At 41.2% G+C, this 15,696-nt stretch carries 14 protein-coding genes; 10 read left to right on the top strand and 4 right to left on the bottom strand.

What is annotated here, in order from left to right; genetic code table 11:
• Window positions 1–70: 70 nt before the first annotated feature.
• Window positions 71–1,114: a hypothetical protein gene (locus W293_RS0107775; RefSeq protein WP_025651893.1), complete on the top strand. Its 1,044-nt coding sequence runs from the start codon at window positions 71–73 to the stop codon at window positions 1,112–1,114.
• 132 nt (window positions 1,115–1,246) lie between these two features.
• On the opposite strand, the gene W293_RS0107770 is transcribed toward W293_RS0107775, so the two are convergent.
• A complete protein-coding gene (locus W293_RS0107770) occupies window positions 1,247–2,053 on the bottom strand; it encodes a DUF3592 domain-containing protein (protein WP_156915628.1) in 807 nt (268 codons plus the stop codon).
• A 249-nt stretch (window positions 2,054–2,302) separates the two neighbouring features.
• Between W293_RS0107770 and W293_RS0107765 the strand changes: the two genes are divergently transcribed.
• The 7 genes from W293_RS0107765 (at window position 2,303) to W293_RS16265 (ending at window position 7,781) form a co-directional block, all read left to right on the top strand.
• Window positions 2,303–3,322 (top strand): lipoate--protein ligase, encoded by a 1,020-nt coding sequence (locus W293_RS0107765; RefSeq protein WP_025651891.1) that lies wholly within the window; start codon window positions 2,303–2,305, stop codon window positions 3,320–3,322.
• A gap of 220 nt (window positions 3,323–3,542) precedes the next feature.
• Window positions 3,543–4,691, top strand: a complete 1,149-nt coding sequence (locus tag W293_RS16765; RefSeq protein ID WP_025651890.1) for a PAAR domain-containing protein — start codon at window positions 3,543–3,545, stop codon at window positions 4,689–4,691.
• The gene (locus W293_RS0107755) at window positions 4,672–5,142 is read left to right on the top strand and encodes a hypothetical protein (RefSeq protein WP_025651889.1); all 471 of its coding nucleotides are present in this window, start codon (window positions 4,672–4,674) and stop codon (window positions 5,140–5,142) included. The genes W293_RS16765 and W293_RS0107755 overlap by 20 nt, the downstream gene beginning before the upstream one ends.
• Before the next feature lie 11 nt (window positions 5,143–5,153).
• Window positions 5,154–5,699 (top strand): hypothetical protein, encoded by a 546-nt coding sequence (locus tag W293_RS0107750; RefSeq protein WP_025651888.1) that lies wholly within the window; start codon window positions 5,154–5,156, stop codon window positions 5,697–5,699.
• Between the two features lie 171 nt (window positions 5,700–5,870).
• Window positions 5,871–6,410, top strand: coding sequence for a hypothetical protein (locus W293_RS0107745; RefSeq protein WP_025651887.1), 540 nt, complete (start codon window positions 5,871–5,873; stop codon window positions 6,408–6,410).
• Window positions 6,397–6,966 (top strand): hypothetical protein, encoded by a 570-nt coding sequence (locus W293_RS0107740; protein WP_025651886.1) that lies wholly within the window; start codon window positions 6,397–6,399, stop codon window positions 6,964–6,966. Before W293_RS0107745 ends, W293_RS0107740 begins: the two co-directional genes overlap by 14 nt.
• 158 nt (window positions 6,967–7,124) lie before the next feature.
• Window positions 7,125–7,781, top strand: coding sequence for a tetratricopeptide repeat protein (locus tag W293_RS16265; RefSeq protein WP_025651885.1), 657 nt, complete (start codon window positions 7,125–7,127; stop codon window positions 7,779–7,781).
• Between the two features lie 72 nt (window positions 7,782–7,853).
• Here W293_RS16265 and W293_RS0107730 read toward each other — a convergent pair whose 3' ends face one another.
• Window positions 7,854–9,056 carry a serine hydrolase domain-containing protein gene (locus W293_RS0107730; protein WP_025651884.1) on the bottom strand — a complete coding sequence of 401 codons (1,203 nt, stop codon included), beginning with the start codon at window positions 9,054–9,056 and terminating at the stop codon, window positions 7,854–7,856.
• A 161-nt stretch (window positions 9,057–9,217) separates the two neighbouring features.
• On the opposite strand from W293_RS0107730, the gene W293_RS16760 reads away from it, so the two are divergent.
• Window positions 9,218–9,976, top strand: a complete 759-nt coding sequence (locus W293_RS16760; RefSeq protein ID WP_025651883.1) for a lysozyme inhibitor LprI family protein — start codon at window positions 9,218–9,220, stop codon at window positions 9,974–9,976.
• Between the two features lie 110 nt (window positions 9,977–10,086).
• Here the strand turns inward: W293_RS16760 and W293_RS0107720 are convergent, their stop codons facing one another.
• Both W293_RS0107720 and W293_RS0107715 read right to left on the bottom strand, forming a co-directional pair.
• A complete protein-coding gene (locus W293_RS0107720) occupies window positions 10,087–11,043 on the bottom strand; it encodes a hypothetical protein (RefSeq protein ID WP_025651882.1) in 957 nt (318 codons plus the stop codon).
• A 151-nt stretch (window positions 11,044–11,194) separates the two neighbouring features.
• Window positions 11,195–13,330 carry an NADPH-dependent 2,4-dienoyl-CoA reductase gene (locus W293_RS0107715; RefSeq protein ID WP_025651881.1) on the bottom strand — a complete coding sequence of 712 codons (2,136 nt, stop codon included), beginning with the start codon at window positions 13,328–13,330 and terminating at the stop codon, window positions 11,195–11,197.
• Window positions 13,331–13,804: 474 nt separating this feature from the next.
• On the opposite strand from W293_RS0107715, the gene W293_RS0107710 reads away from it, so the two are divergent.
• A complete protein-coding gene (locus W293_RS0107710) occupies window positions 13,805–15,469 on the top strand; it encodes an AMP-binding protein (RefSeq protein ID WP_025651880.1) in 1,665 nt (554 codons plus the stop codon).
• Window positions 15,470–15,696: the final 227 nt, after the last annotated feature.

Here is a 15,696-nt window from a genome sequence, read left to right as displayed (position 1 = left end):
CATCTGATATGAAAAAAACTCAGACAACTCAGATAACTCAGATAACTCAGATACATTAAATAAGTCATCAATGTCCACGCAAACGGCAAAACAGCCAAGCACGCAGCCATTAATAGAAGCAAAAACGCCAAGAGCACTCACTAATGCATTGGTCGCATTGTCTGAAAAACAGTTAACAAATAAGCTGGTGTGCACTAAGCTCAGTGCTTCTATGAAGGACATTGATAACAAAAGTAAAATTGAAGATATTCATGGTATCCAACGACAATTAAATGCTTGCTTGCCAATGACTGCGAACGTCGAAATCCTGCAATGGCTAACAGAATATCAAGCACTGTACGGACGTTTTTTGGGTTCTAATGATTCTATGGACTGTGCAAGCTTTCACGATGTAGCAGAGACTATAAATCAAGGCAAACAATTATCCGTTGAACAACTAAAAGCACTGAGCCCACGTAAACGATATCTTAGTGAATTGGTGCAGAGTAACGCTGACGTTAGCGTGCTGTATGTAGGCGAAGGCATCTTCAAATTTCATCATAATCTAAAGGCGATGGCAGACCTATTTGTCCCTTATCTACCTGCAGATCAAGCCATATTTATTCAACGTATGGCAAAAGACAATCAGGATATTTTTTGGAATGATGGTGCGGTGGCGGTGTCTTTTGACGAGGTGATGGCCCGTGCTGTGTTTTGGGAGAACTATGTTAAAACATACCCAGATAGTTACTTTACTGAAGATGCTAAAAATTTATTTGCGACGTACCGTTATGTACTGTTTTACGGATCCAACAATACCCAATGGACAGATGACTCTATACATGAGTTTACTGATCCCAAGTACAAGCAAGCCATACAGCAGTTAGCCAAGCGTCCGAGTAGTATCTTGGCTCAAGACGCGCACACTTTTCTTGATTTTATGGCGTTGTCCGATAGTAAGCGTAAGAAAAAGTATCCCGTGCCAAACAAGGATGATAATGGCAATAAGATAGACGACTGGGAGATTCCCCGCTATCAATTAACAGAAGTATTGCAAAAACCTTCGCCATGGAAAACGGATGGTAATAGAGACTGTTTAACTGGCGTGATTTGTGTCGACTATAAGGTTGAGTGAGATGGTGCATTAATCCCTAGTAGCGCTGGCGTCAATCCGTATGTGTTTATCACAGGACTTGCCGAGCGTAATATGGCGGCTATTCTTCAGGAATATTTTGCATAATAAAGGAGAGGTTTATGAAGAACACTCTTATTCAAAATGAATACCCCAGTTATTGCGAAGCGATTCTAGCTTGGGAATGACGCATGATTGATATTCATTGTTCGCCGCTACAAAGATCGGAATATCATCCCCTGTTCTTTTATCACTTATAATTGAGAAATCTGTGGTTAACGATTCCCCTATCACTTTATTGCCACTTCTCGTTTCATATTCATAATGCACGATGACGCCTTGTCCAAAATTGATAATAGGAATGGCATATTTCGGCATCATAGAAACGATACGCGCCGTAGCGACTTGCCCGTACTTGTATAGCTTTAGCTCTTTTCTGGTACTAAAAAACAAATAAATTAAAAATGGCAGGCCAAATAGCATAAACGATATAGGTATCAGAAAAAGTAACGCCACTGGAAAGCGGTAAGGCTGTAAATTTTGTATGATTGATTGACCATTTAGTTCTTTAATAGCGAGATTATCGCCAACTTGGAGCGCTTCGATTCTTTCACCTTCCAGAACTTTGTATTTAGACCTAACTGCCTCATTATTTTTGAGGTACTGGTATGAGATGATTGTCGGATGAACATCGTTTATGGTTACGTTGCTTTCGACCTGAATATCAGTGACTTCAGCGCTCGTTTCTATACCTTGAGAGTCGATTAACTCATAGTCTATTTTTGGACTGTCATTACCCGTAAAAGAGAATATCAGGGTAAAAATAACGAACATCAGCAAGGCAAAAAAAGAAAATAGTAATCCAAAAAACAGTGCAATTGGCTTCTTTTTTAGAAGGCTCATGATAGTAGAGAACTTGACTTTCCTTGGTGTACTATTCATTTTTGAGTGTCACTATTTTAATAATGAGTGTTTTATGGGCGATTCTACTACGTTATAAAAAACCATTTTAGTAGGCATTAATCCAATATAAAATCGCTCAAACTTATGTTAGGTAGCATTATACCTAGTCACTCCATAAAGTCAGTAAAAGTTATAGATTTTTTTGCCAACTTTTTTTTATTTTAACCCGTATAAAATAGTTGTTAATTTTAAAACTCTTAAACTCATACCTTAAAAAAGGACAGATAAATGAAACTGCGCATCTTAAAGTCTGCCGTCACCAACCCTTGGTTTAACCTTGCCACCGAGGATTGGATATTTAATACCCTCAATCCCGACTCACACACGCTATTTTTATGGCGCAATAGCGAGACCGTGGTCATTGGGCGCTCGCAAAACCCATGGGTAGAATGCAAAATCGATAAGATGGAAGCCGACGATGTGTTTCTGGCGCGGCGTCAAAGTGGCGGCGGCGCGGTATTTCATGATTTGGGCAATACCAACTTTACCTTTTTATCGCCCAAAGCCGACTACGACCAAGAAGCGAACTTTACCATCATTATTAATGCGTTAAAGAAACTGGGCATAGACGCGGATTTATCTGGGCGTAACGACATGCAAGTCGGTGATAAAAAGATATCAGGCAGCGCCTTTAAACACGCTGCTGATCGCAGCTTTCATCACGGCACATTATTGGTCAATGCCAATATGCAAAAGCTGGGCGATTATCTCAATCCGCATCCGCTTAAGCTCAAAGCCAAAGGCATAAAATCTGTCCGTGCGCGTGTCGCCAACTTGGTTGAGTTTAATGAAGACATCAATCACGAGACTTTATCCGAGGCGATTATCGAGGCGTTTTGCGAATACTATCGTGACACTGATTATGGCGACACTGCGCCAGTAGAAGAATTGGATGAAGCCAGTCTCGCCAAGCAACCTAACCTGAATAAATACTATCAGCAAATGGCAGATTGGGATTGGCGTTTTGGTAAAACCCCTGAATTTACCCATCACATTGAGACGCGATTTGATTGGGGCATCATTGATTGTCACCTTGATGTGAAGCAAGCAGTGATACGCGATGTGGTTATCTTCTCTGATGCGCTAAACGTTGAATTAATTGACCTATTAAAAGACACATTGACGGACATTAAATACGATAAACATGAGATTAAAGCTAAGTTTGAAGAGTTATGCACAGCACATCCTGAGTTGGCAGCGCAGATTGATGACGTGTCTGTGTGGCTAATTGGAGAGATGGAAGGTTAGATTTTTGCTTGTTATTAATAATAAATAAAAGGACTCAATTTTCTTTTGTGTTCAATTTTTCAAAATCTTTCATAGTTTACGCCGACTGAGCTTGCCGTATAAATCATAAATTTAGACAAACTTAAGTTTGATATTTTACGCTTTTACCATCTATAATGTGATGCAAATAATAGATCCGCTATAAAAGTCCAAACTTTAAACGTTTAAGCAAGGTAGCACTATGGCAGCCTATATCACAGTCGGCGCAAAGACCACTCATGGCGGTACGGTCATCTCCGGCTCACCGCATACTACTCATAACGGTATCCCAGTCTCGCGTAAAGGCGATAAAGTCATCTGCAAGAAATGCAAAAAGGTGACCACTATTCTTAGTGGCGATGCTTCTTTTATCGTCGATGGCGCACCCATCGCACGCGGCGGCGATGTCACCAGCTGCGGCGCTAAACTGATTGCTAGTCAGCAGTCATTTGCAGAGTCAGGATTTGATGTGATGGGAGTTGAGCAGGCTGAGGTAATAAGGCGAGAGGCTAAAGAGTATTTCGATAAGATAATGGGTAATGACACATATAATGATGTTATTCAGCTTATTGATGAATTAACGAAACAGCCACTAAAATCACTAGAATATATTATTGAGCATGCTCAAGGATCAATAAGTGGCAAAACAGATGAAAATGGAAATACTGAAAAAATTGAGTTGTCACAAGCTGAACAAATAAAAATAAAAATACCCAGTATAGGTAATAGTACGTCGGACTTTAAAATTTTTGCACATACTCTAACGCCTATACCTGATAACACGGCTAAGCAGTTTGGAATACAAACTAAGCGAGCTTTAACATCAGGCGAAATCAGTATGGCAAGTTTAGTTTTTGCTAATTCAATTGATTATACTGATGTCTATATTCATAACGATGAATTCTTACCTTTTGGATTACAGAACGACGATACGGTAATGACGCCAAATGGCGAGATTTATTTTCCTAAAGGCTTGTATAGAGATGATTTTTCAAATTTAGTACCTCAAGATGCAGGCTTAAGACATCTATTCATACATGAGATGGTACATGTCTGGCAGCATCAGTTGGGCTATTCTGTGATGATAAAAGGCGCTCTATTACACCCGTGGTGTAAATTGAATGGGTGTGATCCTTATAACTACGTGTTAGAAAATTCTAAGACATTGAGCGATTATAATATGGAACAGCAAGGCGATATTATTGCGGATTATTATTCTTACTTTCATGATACTGATATCGATAGAATTGTGAGTCAATCAGGTATGCTTTATAGAACAAATCAAGATATTTATAAAAGCATACTCTCAAATTTCATAAAGGACTCTTCAAATGCAAATTTACTACCGTAAAATTCAGTCATTAACCCTTATAGCGGCGCTATTTTCTTTAGTTGCCTGCGAAAGTAACCCTTCTCATAGACCACCGATTGGTGGAGCTATTGGTTTAGTAAATACCGATGAAAAAGGCCTGTGTTTTTTACCAAAATTTGAAACCGCATACTTAACATCAACCAAGAAATATGATGATTTAAAGTTTATAAACTTATCTTATGTGGATGTAGTACTTGGAAACGACCCATTATCTAATAAAAAAATTTGGCAAGCATCGCCAAACTCTCAAAAATACTATAAATTAGAAGAGGGCGAAAGTATCTGTATGAATGATGATTTACTAGGATTGAAAAAAAGCGAATATGCAAATTTGACTAACGACAAATACACAGTAGTAATAGGTGGAATGGATGATAAGGAAAGATATAGATTAAGATTTATTGAAAGATTTGAATATCCTATAAGATAAGCAGGCTTCACTTGTATATTAAAACCTCATATCTCTCAATATTACTTTTTTTAACAATCAGTACGTTGGGTTGTCAGAAAAAACTAGTCTACGTTGCTCCGCAGATCACGGGTCAGGTCATTGATAAGCAAACCAATCAGCCTATTGAAGGTGTCAAAACTGTGATCAATCGTCAAGCTCTTGACTACACTGATAAACAAGGTCGATTTACTGTTCCATTTACTACAGTTGAATATACTTTCAACGAACCAAGTTATCAGGAGAGTAGGTCTAGGCGAGGTGCGAGTCTTGCAATATTTAAAGAAGGCTATGAATATAAGTCATATACGAATGGAGGATTAGCTTTCACGACTAGCGCCGATGGTCAAAAAAGATATGTCAATATGGGAAAAATTTACCTGATGCCAGTACCAGCTGGTAAAGAAGCTGAGTATAAAACTGAATACTTGACTGTAGGTTATTGTAAGCCTACTCAATCTCAAAGAGAAGTCGACTGCATACCTGTAACAGAAGGTAAAACGTATGAGCAGGTGAGTCCAAATCAGCCTGTTCAATAGCATTTTCTAACGAGGTTTTAATGTATCAAAGGAAAATCACGCCTTTAATTCAGCCTTTATTACTGGCTAAAATACTATTCAGTGGTTTGTTAGCTTCTGCTTGTTCAGCGGAATCATTGATTTATGGTTATCAATGATTAAAGTTGTCCCATTAGTAAGTAGAGGTTAGGTATGAAAATACAATTATTATCTGGACTATGTTTATTATCAGCTTCATTAACTTCTTGTCAGGCAGAACCTACTACTACGCACTATCTAACGCCTATCGTTACAGGACAAGTGCTAGACAAAACTACAGAGCAACCCATCAGTGATGTCAGTATTATATATACCAGTTCAGCATCTACCACAACTGACAAAGACGGTTTTTTTCGACTACCTGCTATTGAGATTAAGAGCTCTTCAACTGACGATTGGGAGTCCAAACAACTAAGTGAAAGCGACATGACCGTATATAAAAAAGATTATAAGAGTAAAGATTACTGGAATTTTGGTCTTCCAAGAATAAAAGCTAAAAGAGCTTCAGAGGTCCCTGAGTACGTACATATGGGTATAATTTATCTTGATAAATTACCAGATGGTGTGCAGCTAGAAGACAACTATAAATACAACGAATATATAGAAGATATGTCTTACTGCCAATCTAATCAGTCGCAAAAAGAGGTAAATTGCATTCCACTACCAGATGGAGTGGACCATGAAGCCGTCTAGTAAAGTTAGATTATTCAGTATCTTTTGGCTAACTGCTTTAGTAACCTCATCTTGTACTGCGCAAGAACCTGAGGCCTTTTATGTCACACCTTCTATAAAAGGACAGCTAATTGACAGTCAAACTGATCAGCCACTTAGCAATATCACCGTCTACTTAACAGATGACATTCAAGGCATCTCTGATAACACAGGCCGTTTTGAATTACACTCAATGCAAAAGATAGATTCAGATAATATGGGCAAAGGTTATTTTAAAGCGTTAGCTGAAGAAGCCAGTGTCATGATAGATACCCAAGGTTATCAAAGGCGTCTGTTTGCAATTGACGGTATGGCAAAATCTGAAGATGATAACTTAAAAAGTCCCATGATTATTGATATGGGTAATATTTATCTAAAACCATTGCCTGATGGCCTGCATCGCTACGCAATAGTATTTGAATATATAGCAACCATGCCTTACTGCCAACCGAGCCAATCTCAAAGAGAAGTCGACTGCATACCCGTACCACAGGGTAAAACTTATGAACAAGTGAGACCAAATCAGCCAATAAAATAAAGTTTCCTAATGAGGTTTTAATGTATCAAAGAAGAATTACCCCTTTAATTCAGTCTTTACTAATAGCCACAATGCTATCCAGTAGCTTAATAGCTTCTGCTTGTTCAGCGGAATCATCAAACATACCAGTACTATCAGATCAAAGTACCCCTAATGAAATGTACGAACTCGGCCTCGCCTACTATGAGGGCGATTCAGTCCCTCAGGATTATAAAGAAGCTTTTAGCCTATTTAAAAAAGCTGCAGATAGAGGAAATAGTCCAGCGCAATTCTACACTGGTATCATGTATTATGAGGGTATAGGTACGGAACAAAGTTATAAAAAAGCAGGCAAATATTTACTTCCAGTTGCTAATCAGGGAAATGCACCAGCTCAAAGTAATCTCGCTATTATGTATGAAAATGGAGAAGGTTTCGAGCAGGACTATAAACAAGCAATGCATTGGTATTTATTAGCAGCCGATAATGACTCTGCACTTGCTCAAAATAATGTTGGTACAATGTACTATTTTGGTAGAGGCGTGCCGCAAAGCTACACCAAAGCATTGGAATGGTATACCAAAGCTGCGGCTCAAGATCTGGATTTAGCACAACTTAATATCGGTGGTCTCTACGAGAATGGTTACGGCGTGCCGCAAGACTATGACACAGCTTTTGAATGGTATAAAAAAGCGGCAGATCAAGGCAATCAGGAAGCCAGTAATCGCATTGGTAGATTGGTGATGAACGATAAAATTGACGATACAGGCATCACTATCTTCAGCACCCAAGAAACTGAGTTCACATTGGGTGATATTGAAAAAATGAGCCAATGATAATGACGGTTGTATGAGTCAGTATTTTTTAGCCCATACAACCACTAATTTATGAAATGTCTAACAATCCCATCACTCCGCCAAACTATCCAACATCTTCTTCACCTCAGTGACATACTGACCCAAATCTGGCTCTAAATGAAATCCCTCTATTGGTGTGGGCAAACCTTTCTGCTTGCCAAGTCTGACGATAATCACGTTCTCTTCGGGCAGCACTAATACTCTCTGACCTAAATGACCCAGCATGGCATAAAACGGAATCGGACTGTCCATATCCGTCCACACCGAATGACCGTAAACTTGCGCTTGCCCGTCTGCAAATGCTGCGGCATTGGGCGTAATCATAAACTTAACATGTTCTTTACTGAGTAGCTGCTCGCCTTGCCACTCGCCACCGTTTAATAATAGCTGCCCAAATTTGGCAAAATCTAAAGCGCTGGCATTGAGACAGCAATATACTTTTTCGATGCTCTCTGAGCCATCAAGCGACCAATAAGCGTCACCTTGCATACCGAGTGGTTGCCAAAACTTCTCTTCTAGATAACTAGAGATGGTATAGCCATGCGGCTCTAAAGCACGCGACAAAGCTATGCCAAGCATTTGCGTATCGCCGGACGAGTATTCAAACTGGTCAACACAAGGCTCAACAAAGTCACGATTGACCATTTGCTTAACTAAGTCATGACCATAGTAGGATTCTGCGGTGGGGTTAATTGGAAAGTAGTAATCCTCCGTCCAATCATAGCCCGAAGTCATCGCTGAGAAATCTGCGAGGGTACAATTTTGCGCATACTTGTTATCCGCATATTCAGGTAGCCACTTGGTAATTGGCTCATCAACGCTTGATATATAGCCATCTTCCACGGCTTTGAGATACAGCATGGTGGTGACGGTTTTTGCCATCGAGAAGCTGTTGGTATGCGAGTCGGCACTGTAACCTTGCCAATAATTTTCGTACAGCAGCTTGCCATCTTTGATAATGGCAAAGGCAACGGTTTCGTCAGTATCCAAAGCATTTTTCAAGGTAGGCGTAAGTTTGACTTGCCCAAAGTTAGCATCTTTGTCCCATTCAATAGTATCTTTTGCGCGGATAGTACGGTTATCAAAATCGATATAATCATCGATATTGGCGGTATTTTCACCTTTCAGATAAGTGAGCTGTAAGCCACGAAAAATATAAGCGTTGCCTGTCACCACTAAGCCTAAGCTGATAATAATGAGTAGCGCTACAATAGGCAAAACGATCCATTTAAACAGTTTTTTTAACACTACCATTATAAAATCCCTTTTTATGGTGTGAGTGATAGATATGACTATCGTTGATAGGTTTAGCGTAGCATTTATAGGTTATTTAATAGTGACAATGCTATATTCATATTCAGCTTTAGAACAATAGTATCAATTTTCGAAATTAAGCATTAAACGATGAGAATAACATGAAAAAATCAGCCGTAGCTATCATTACCACTTTAGGTGTTTGTCTACTATCTACTTATGCAAATTCAGCAAGTTTTGATTGTAAAAAAGCGACTACTTGGGTAGAAAAAACCATTTGCGAAAGCACTGAGCTATCCAAGCTTGATGAAGCGATGGCAAAGAAATATAAAAATGATCTCATTAACGAGTCAAATGATAAAGACAGTAAAGATTGGGTGATTTATGAGCAACGAACATGGCTAAAGTTCCAACGTAATACCTGTAAAGATACATCGTGTCTTATCCGTGAGTATAAAGAGTATATTGAAGAAAAAAGTCATGATGCTTTGTCTAAAAGTGATTCAAACAAGCCGAATCGTTCCGATTTACCTAGCAAAAATGCGTTTGGTAAATTTTCAGAGTCTACTCAAATCTCAATGTATAATCCAGATACTGAGCGTTGGGATGATGCCGAAGAAGCTGAAAACTCTATATCCATTCATAAAGTCGCTAACAAGCCTTACCTTGCCATAATTGAAGGCGTTTTAATTTTTACCAATGCGCATACCTGTGAGATTGAAGTTAGTAAGGCAACATGGTCACAGAATCACTGGGTTATCAGTGATGAGCAGCAAAACGAAGCTACTGAATTGCATTTATACCCAGCATCTCATAAAGGCAAAACGCAGTTAGTGTTAACAGATCCTGATAATCAATTTAGAGAGCGGCATTGTGGTATGCGAGGTTATTTTGACGGTATTGTATTAGAACGTGAGTAAAAAGAGTTTGTCTGTTCGAACTTTCGGAGCAACGATAAGCTAAACTTTATCTATATTGAAATTAAAAATATTAAGTCAAAACGCGGGGTTAAAAACCCAGCCTACGCTTGCTAATCGCTATAACTTTCTCTATATTTAATTTTAGTCTCCAGTATCTTTTCGAGATGCTTAATAAATACTTTAGTCTCAGGTCTACTATGCTCGTCAGTAATCACTAAACCTCCTATCGAGACATAGCAGACACCACCAAACTTGGTGGGTAGCAGGTTATTCCAACTACAGTTAAGATCTTTTTCTAGTTTTACCGTTTGCCAATATTCCGACAGATAATAATCTCCTGCTAAAGATTGCCACGTACAAATTTGAGATTCAGTTATGCTTGATCGTATCGCTAATGGGGTCTGAAAAAGAGCTTCTTTATGCAGTCCATCAAATGCTCGGACAACAAAGTCAGCAGGATAATTTGGGAACATGTTTCTTTCTCTCGATCGGCGCATGTCTTGTGCCTGCTGCGTCTGGAAGGCTTGAATAGAGCTAAGAACCATTTGATCCACCATTTTAGCTTCCATATCTCTTATGGGCTTTGAATATAAGGCATCTAAAAGCCCTACGTCAGTCAACCATATGGACAAACGACCGATAATTCTTTCATCGTCTTCCTCTCTTACGCCACCATACATACTGACGCTGATCCTACAATTATCAAATACCCATTCACAGTGTTCTACTACATTATCACTATAGTAATGGCTATCGGAGGAATAGTCTGACCCTTGTCCTAAATAGGCTATAAGCTTTTTAATAACTTGTTGCCTATTGAGTAGTTGTGCTGGAATATTAATCCATATTGAATCAATCAGTCGGTCATCATCTACTGCACTAAAATGACAGTGAGCAACATTAAGAGTCCAAAACTTAGGTAGTTTTATGGTGACTATTTCAGGCATATAGCTTGCCTCATTAGAAAGAGTCATCGTGTCTTTCTCAGGGAGTTGAGACTTAACGTCAGCTAACTTGTCACCCCATTTAAAATTTACGTCACCAAATTGAAAGTTTTCTTTTCTCATACCTCTTATCCTTTACCCAAATAGTGATTTAAAGACAAATATAACTTTTTACGCTCTTCTAAAGAGCGAATAATTGCAAACTATTTAAACAAAAAAAACGGCAAGATAATTAATCTCGCCGTTTCTGTATTCACTACAAAAAATCAAACCCTCAAATACTCGCCGCAACCTCTGCCCCATCACGAATGGCACGTTTAGCATCCAGTTCAGCAGCCAGTTTCGCCCCACCAATCAAATGATATTGCGCGTCTGGCGCATCGCCAACATTTGGCATCAGCTCAACTACCGACTCTTGACCGGCACAGACGACCACGCTATCGACACGCAGCAGCTGGCTTTGGCCTTGCGGATTGGTGACCCAAATGCCCTCGTTGGTGATTTTATTGTACTGCGCACCCGATACTTGGATGACGCCGTGTGATTTAACGTGTGCGCGATGTACCCAGCCTGAGGTTTTATTGAGACCTGCGCCTAAGCGGCCTTTGGTGCGCTGCATCAGATACACTTGGCGAATTGGCTTGATGCCTTCAGGACGGATTAAACCGCCATCGCTTTGATAGTTAGTATCGTCAGTGACGCCCCACTCTGCGCGCCACTCGCTGATAGACTGCGGCTCAGGGCGGTAGCTTGGGTCTTTTAAGGTCTCAGGGCCGAGCTCATCTAAAGGCTGACCATGACGCGCGGTTAGATATTCGCTGACATCGAAGCCAATACCGCCAGCGCCGATGACTGCCACCGTATCGCCGACTGATTTTTCACCAGAGAGCAATTCGGCATAGCTCATCACTTGTGGCAGCTCAGCACCTTCTAGCTTGCCTTCTAAGCTTCTTGGTACTACGCCTGTCGCAACGATGACATGATGGAACTTGGCTTTCTCAAGCATGGCTTTATCGACTTTGCTATTGAGTTTAATCTCAACGCCTAAGTGCTCAAGCTCATTGATATAGTAGCGAATGGTCTCAAAGAATTCTTCTTTACCAGGGATGACTTTGGCGTAATTAAACTGCCCGCCTAAGATGTCTTTTGCTTCAAATAAGGTAACGTCATGCCCACGTAGCGCGGCGACGTGAGCCGCTGACATACCAGCAACACCGCCACCGATGACGGCGACCTTTTTAGGTTTTTTAGTTTTCTTATAGACCAATTCAGTCTCGTAGCAGGCTTGGGGGTTGACCAGACACGTCGAGCGTTTATTGGCAAAAGTATGGTCGAGGCAAGCTTGGTTACAGGCGATACAAGTATTGATGCGATCCGCTTCGCCATTTTTGGCCTTATTGACCCAGTTAGGATCAGCAAGGAAAGGACGCGCCATTTGAACCAAATCAGCTTGTTCACTGGCGACAATTTCTTCCGCCGTGTCCGGCATATTGATACGGTTGGCTGCCATCATTGGGATGCTGATATGTTTTTTAATCTCAGCAGTGAAATCTACAAAAGCCGCGCGCGGTACGCTAGTGACAATGGTTGGAACACGCGCTTCATGCCAGCCGATACCCGTATTCATGATGGTTACACCCGCTTCTTCTAGCGCCTTGGCAACGATGATAACTTCATCCATGACGTTGCCGTCTTTGACCAAATCAATGACTGACAAACGAAACAGGATAATAAAATCTTCACCAGTCGCCGCGCGTACTGCTTTGACGATATCAACAGCGAATTTCATACGATTTTGAATGTCACCGCCATACTCGTCCGTTCGTTTATTGACATGACGCGATAAAAACTGATTCAGCAAATATCCTTCTGAGCCCATGATTTCAACACCATCATAACCCGCCTGCTTAGCCAATTTTGCAGAGCGAGCATAGTCTTCGACCGTTTGCTCGATGTTTTTGATGCTCATCTTACGGGGTTTAAATGGCGAGATTGGTGACTTAATCGGGCTTGATGACACCACAAATGGCTGATAGCCATAACGACCACTGTGCAAGATTTGCATAATGATTTTGCTGTCATGTTTATGCGCTGCACGAGTGACACGCTGATGATTAATCACATCAGCTTTGCTGTTCATCGTGCCACCAACAGGCGACAACCAGCCTTCGCGATTGGGCGCAATACCACCCGTAATCATCATCGCCACGCCGCCTTTGGCACGCTCTGCGAAGTATGCTGCCAGCTTACCGTAATTATAAAAACGGTCTTCAAGCCCTGTGTGCATCGAGCCCATAACCATGCGGTTTTTAAGCGTGGTAAAGCCCAAATCTAACGGCTCAAATAAATGCGGATAGTGTTCGTTGGTGCTGGCGGTGTCAATCGTATTGGCAGTGCGGCTGGCGGTCATATCATTTTCCTTATGAATAATTTGCTGGGAGTGTTTCGTGAGAATAGTGATGCTATGGGATTTAGCGTTACCGCTATCGTAACACACCGCCATTATTATCAGCTATGCAGACAAACGACTGATCAGTGAACACTATATCGACAACCCTATTTAATTGCGCACTTCTATAGCATTAAGTTAAGTAAAAGCCACAAAATCAGCCCAATATCGCCCTGTCTTTGGCTATAATGAAAACTAGGGCGTGTCCTCATTTTGAAAATGGTGTTTAAAATGAGATAAATTGCAGCCAAATAAGGAAAATAGCGCAGATAATATCGAGATACTGACTAGCTATTTGACGCAGTTTGGCAAGATTTAACCATTTTTAGCCCATTCAGACACTTTCGTTCAGATTGAGGACATGCCTTAGATACCAATAGAAAAACCCTGAGCTATAAAATAGCCACATTCAAAATGCGATAAAGGACTATCTCCATGACCGACTTTCATACAGGTCTCGGCAAAACCCCTGCCAACTATCAACCGCTAACTCCCATCGATTTTATCATTCGCAGCGCGCAGGTTTATCCTGACAAAACTGCGATTATCTATGATGACCTAGAGCACAATGACCTCACGCAGACATGGCAACAGACTTACGATCGTTGTCGGCAACTGGCTGACGGCCTGCGTAAACTCGGTATTGATAAAAACGATACCGTCGCAGTCATGATGCCGAACACCCCAGCGATGGTCGAATGTGCATTTGGTGTACCCATGTCAGGCGGCGTACTTTGTACCTTAAACACCCGTCTCGATATCAATGCGCTTACCTTTTGTCTGCAACACTCAGAAGCCAAAGTGCTGATTTTAGACAGCGAATTTGCTGAGCACGCTGAAATTATTGATGAAGCGTTTCCCAACCTCATCGTCATTCATGCGACCGATGCTGCTGTCGATACCGAGCATTTTGGGCAAATGACTTATGACGAGCTACTTGCCAGCTCCGACAGTTTAGACAATTGGGAAAAACCATTAGACGAATGGGATGCCATTGCCCTCAATTATACCTCTGGCACAACTGGCAAACCCAAAGGTGTGGTTTACCATCATCGTGGTGCGACACTGAATGCGCTCTCTAATATTTTAGATTGGGATATGCCTAAGCACCCCATGTATCTGTGGACGCTGCCATTGTTTCATTGTAATGGCTGGTGCTTCCCGTGGACTATCGCAGAGCGCGCTGGCGTCAATGTCTGTTTGCGTCAGATAAATGCTGATTTAATCTTACAATTGATTGCCAAGTATAAAGTGAGCCATTATTGTTCAGCGCCTATCGTTCACAATATGATTGCTGGCGGTAAACCGGAGTATAAAGAAGCGATTAACCATGAAGTAAAAGGCTGGGTCGCTGGTGCGCCGCCGTCTGAAACTATGCTTGCCGCTATGGAAGCCATGGGCTTTCATATCTCCCATGTTTATGGTCTTACTGAGGTTTATGGGCCGGTCACCGTCTGTGCAGAACAAGAAGAATGGGATACGCTTGATGTCGCGGCCCGTGCGCAAAAGAAATCACGTCAAGGGGTCACGTCACATTTGATGACTGGATTTGAGGTCTTTAAACAAGGCACCACTGAATCCGTTGCTGCTGATGGCGAAGAGATGGGCGAGCTGGCACTGCGCGGTAATATGGTAATGAAAGGCTACCTAAAAAGTCGTAAAGCCACCGAAGAAGCCTTTGCCGACGGTTGGTTCCGCACCGGTGATTTGGGCGTAAAATACCCCGATGGCTATATCAAAATCATGGACAGGCTTAAAGACGTTATTATCTCCGGCGGTGAAAACATCTCTAGTATTGAAGTCGAAAACATCCTATATAAAATGCCAGAAATTCAAAGCTGTGCCGTCGTCGCCGCGCCGCATGATAAATGGGGCGAAGTACCCGTCGCCTTTATCGAAATTCATGAAGGCAGCACCTTACAGCGCGATACCGTCATGGAGCATTGCAAACAGCATTTGGCGGGTTTTAAAGTCCCTAAATATATCGTGTTTGCAGAAATTCCAAAAACCAGCACGGGTAAAGTACAGAAGTTTGAGCTGCGTCAAGCCGCCAAATCATTGGCACATGAAACGCCTAAAGTCACGGCCAGTACTAAATAATAGCTTTTGAGAAACTTGCGCTTTGAGCAACGTGCATAAAAAAGGGTCAGTCTAATCATTAGGCTGACCCTCTTTTCTTTAATTAAAAACATAAAACTTATTATTATAGGCGGTCCGCCATAACATGAACACAGAGCTACTGGTATTAATTTTGCGCAGCCTCTGTCTGCATAGGCACAGCAAGCAAGGAAAATTAATATCAGTAGCGCGTTGTAATACTGGTACTG

It is taken from the genome of Psychrobacter sp. TB67, assembly GCF_000511065.1.
Classification (GTDB): domain Bacteria; phylum Pseudomonadota; class Gammaproteobacteria; order Pseudomonadales; family Moraxellaceae; genus Psychrobacter; species Psychrobacter okhotskensis.
This window is presented reverse-complemented; position numbering and strand designations above follow the sequence as displayed.

Excerpts from the sequence above, each read along its gene's own strand:
- W293_RS16760 (WP_025651883.1), top strand. The coding sequence starts at position 9,218 with ATGAAAAAATCAGCCGTAGCTATCATTACCACTTTAGGTGTTTGTCTA.
- W293_RS0107715 (WP_025651881.1), bottom strand. The coding sequence starts at position 13,330 with ATGACCGCCAGCCGCACTGCCAATACGATTGACACCGCCAGCACCAAC.
- W293_RS0107755 (WP_025651889.1), top strand. The coding sequence starts at position 4,672 with ATGCAAATTTACTACCGTAAAATTCAGTCATTAACCCTTATAGCGGCG.
- W293_RS0107775 (WP_025651893.1), top strand. The coding sequence starts at position 71 with ATGTCCACGCAAACGGCAAAACAGCCAAGCACGCAGCCATTAATAGAA.
- W293_RS0107710 (WP_025651880.1), top strand. The coding sequence starts at position 13,805 with ATGACCGACTTTCATACAGGTCTCGGCAAAACCCCTGCCAACTATCAA.
- W293_RS0107740 (WP_025651886.1), top strand. The coding sequence starts at position 6,397 with ATGAAGCCGTCTAGTAAAGTTAGATTATTCAGTATCTTTTGGCTAACT.
- W293_RS0107730 (WP_025651884.1), bottom strand. The coding sequence starts at position 9,056 with ATGGTAGTGTTAAAAAAACTGTTTAAATGGATCGTTTTGCCTATTGTA.
- W293_RS16265 (WP_025651885.1), top strand. The coding sequence starts at position 7,125 with ATGTACGAACTCGGCCTCGCCTACTATGAGGGCGATTCAGTCCCTCAG.
- W293_RS16765 (WP_025651890.1), top strand. The coding sequence starts at position 3,543 with ATGGCAGCCTATATCACAGTCGGCGCAAAGACCACTCATGGCGGTACG.
- W293_RS0107765 (WP_025651891.1), top strand. The coding sequence starts at position 2,303 with ATGAAACTGCGCATCTTAAAGTCTGCCGTCACCAACCCTTGGTTTAAC.
- W293_RS0107720 (WP_025651882.1), bottom strand. The coding sequence starts at position 11,043 with ATGAGAAAAGAAAACTTTCAATTTGGTGACGTAAATTTTAAATGGGGT.
- W293_RS0107745 (WP_025651887.1), top strand. The coding sequence starts at position 5,871 with ATGAAAATACAATTATTATCTGGACTATGTTTATTATCAGCTTCATTA.
- W293_RS0107770 (WP_156915628.1), bottom strand. The coding sequence starts at position 2,053 with ATGAATAGTACACCAAGGAAAGTCAAGTTCTCTACTATCATGAGCCTT.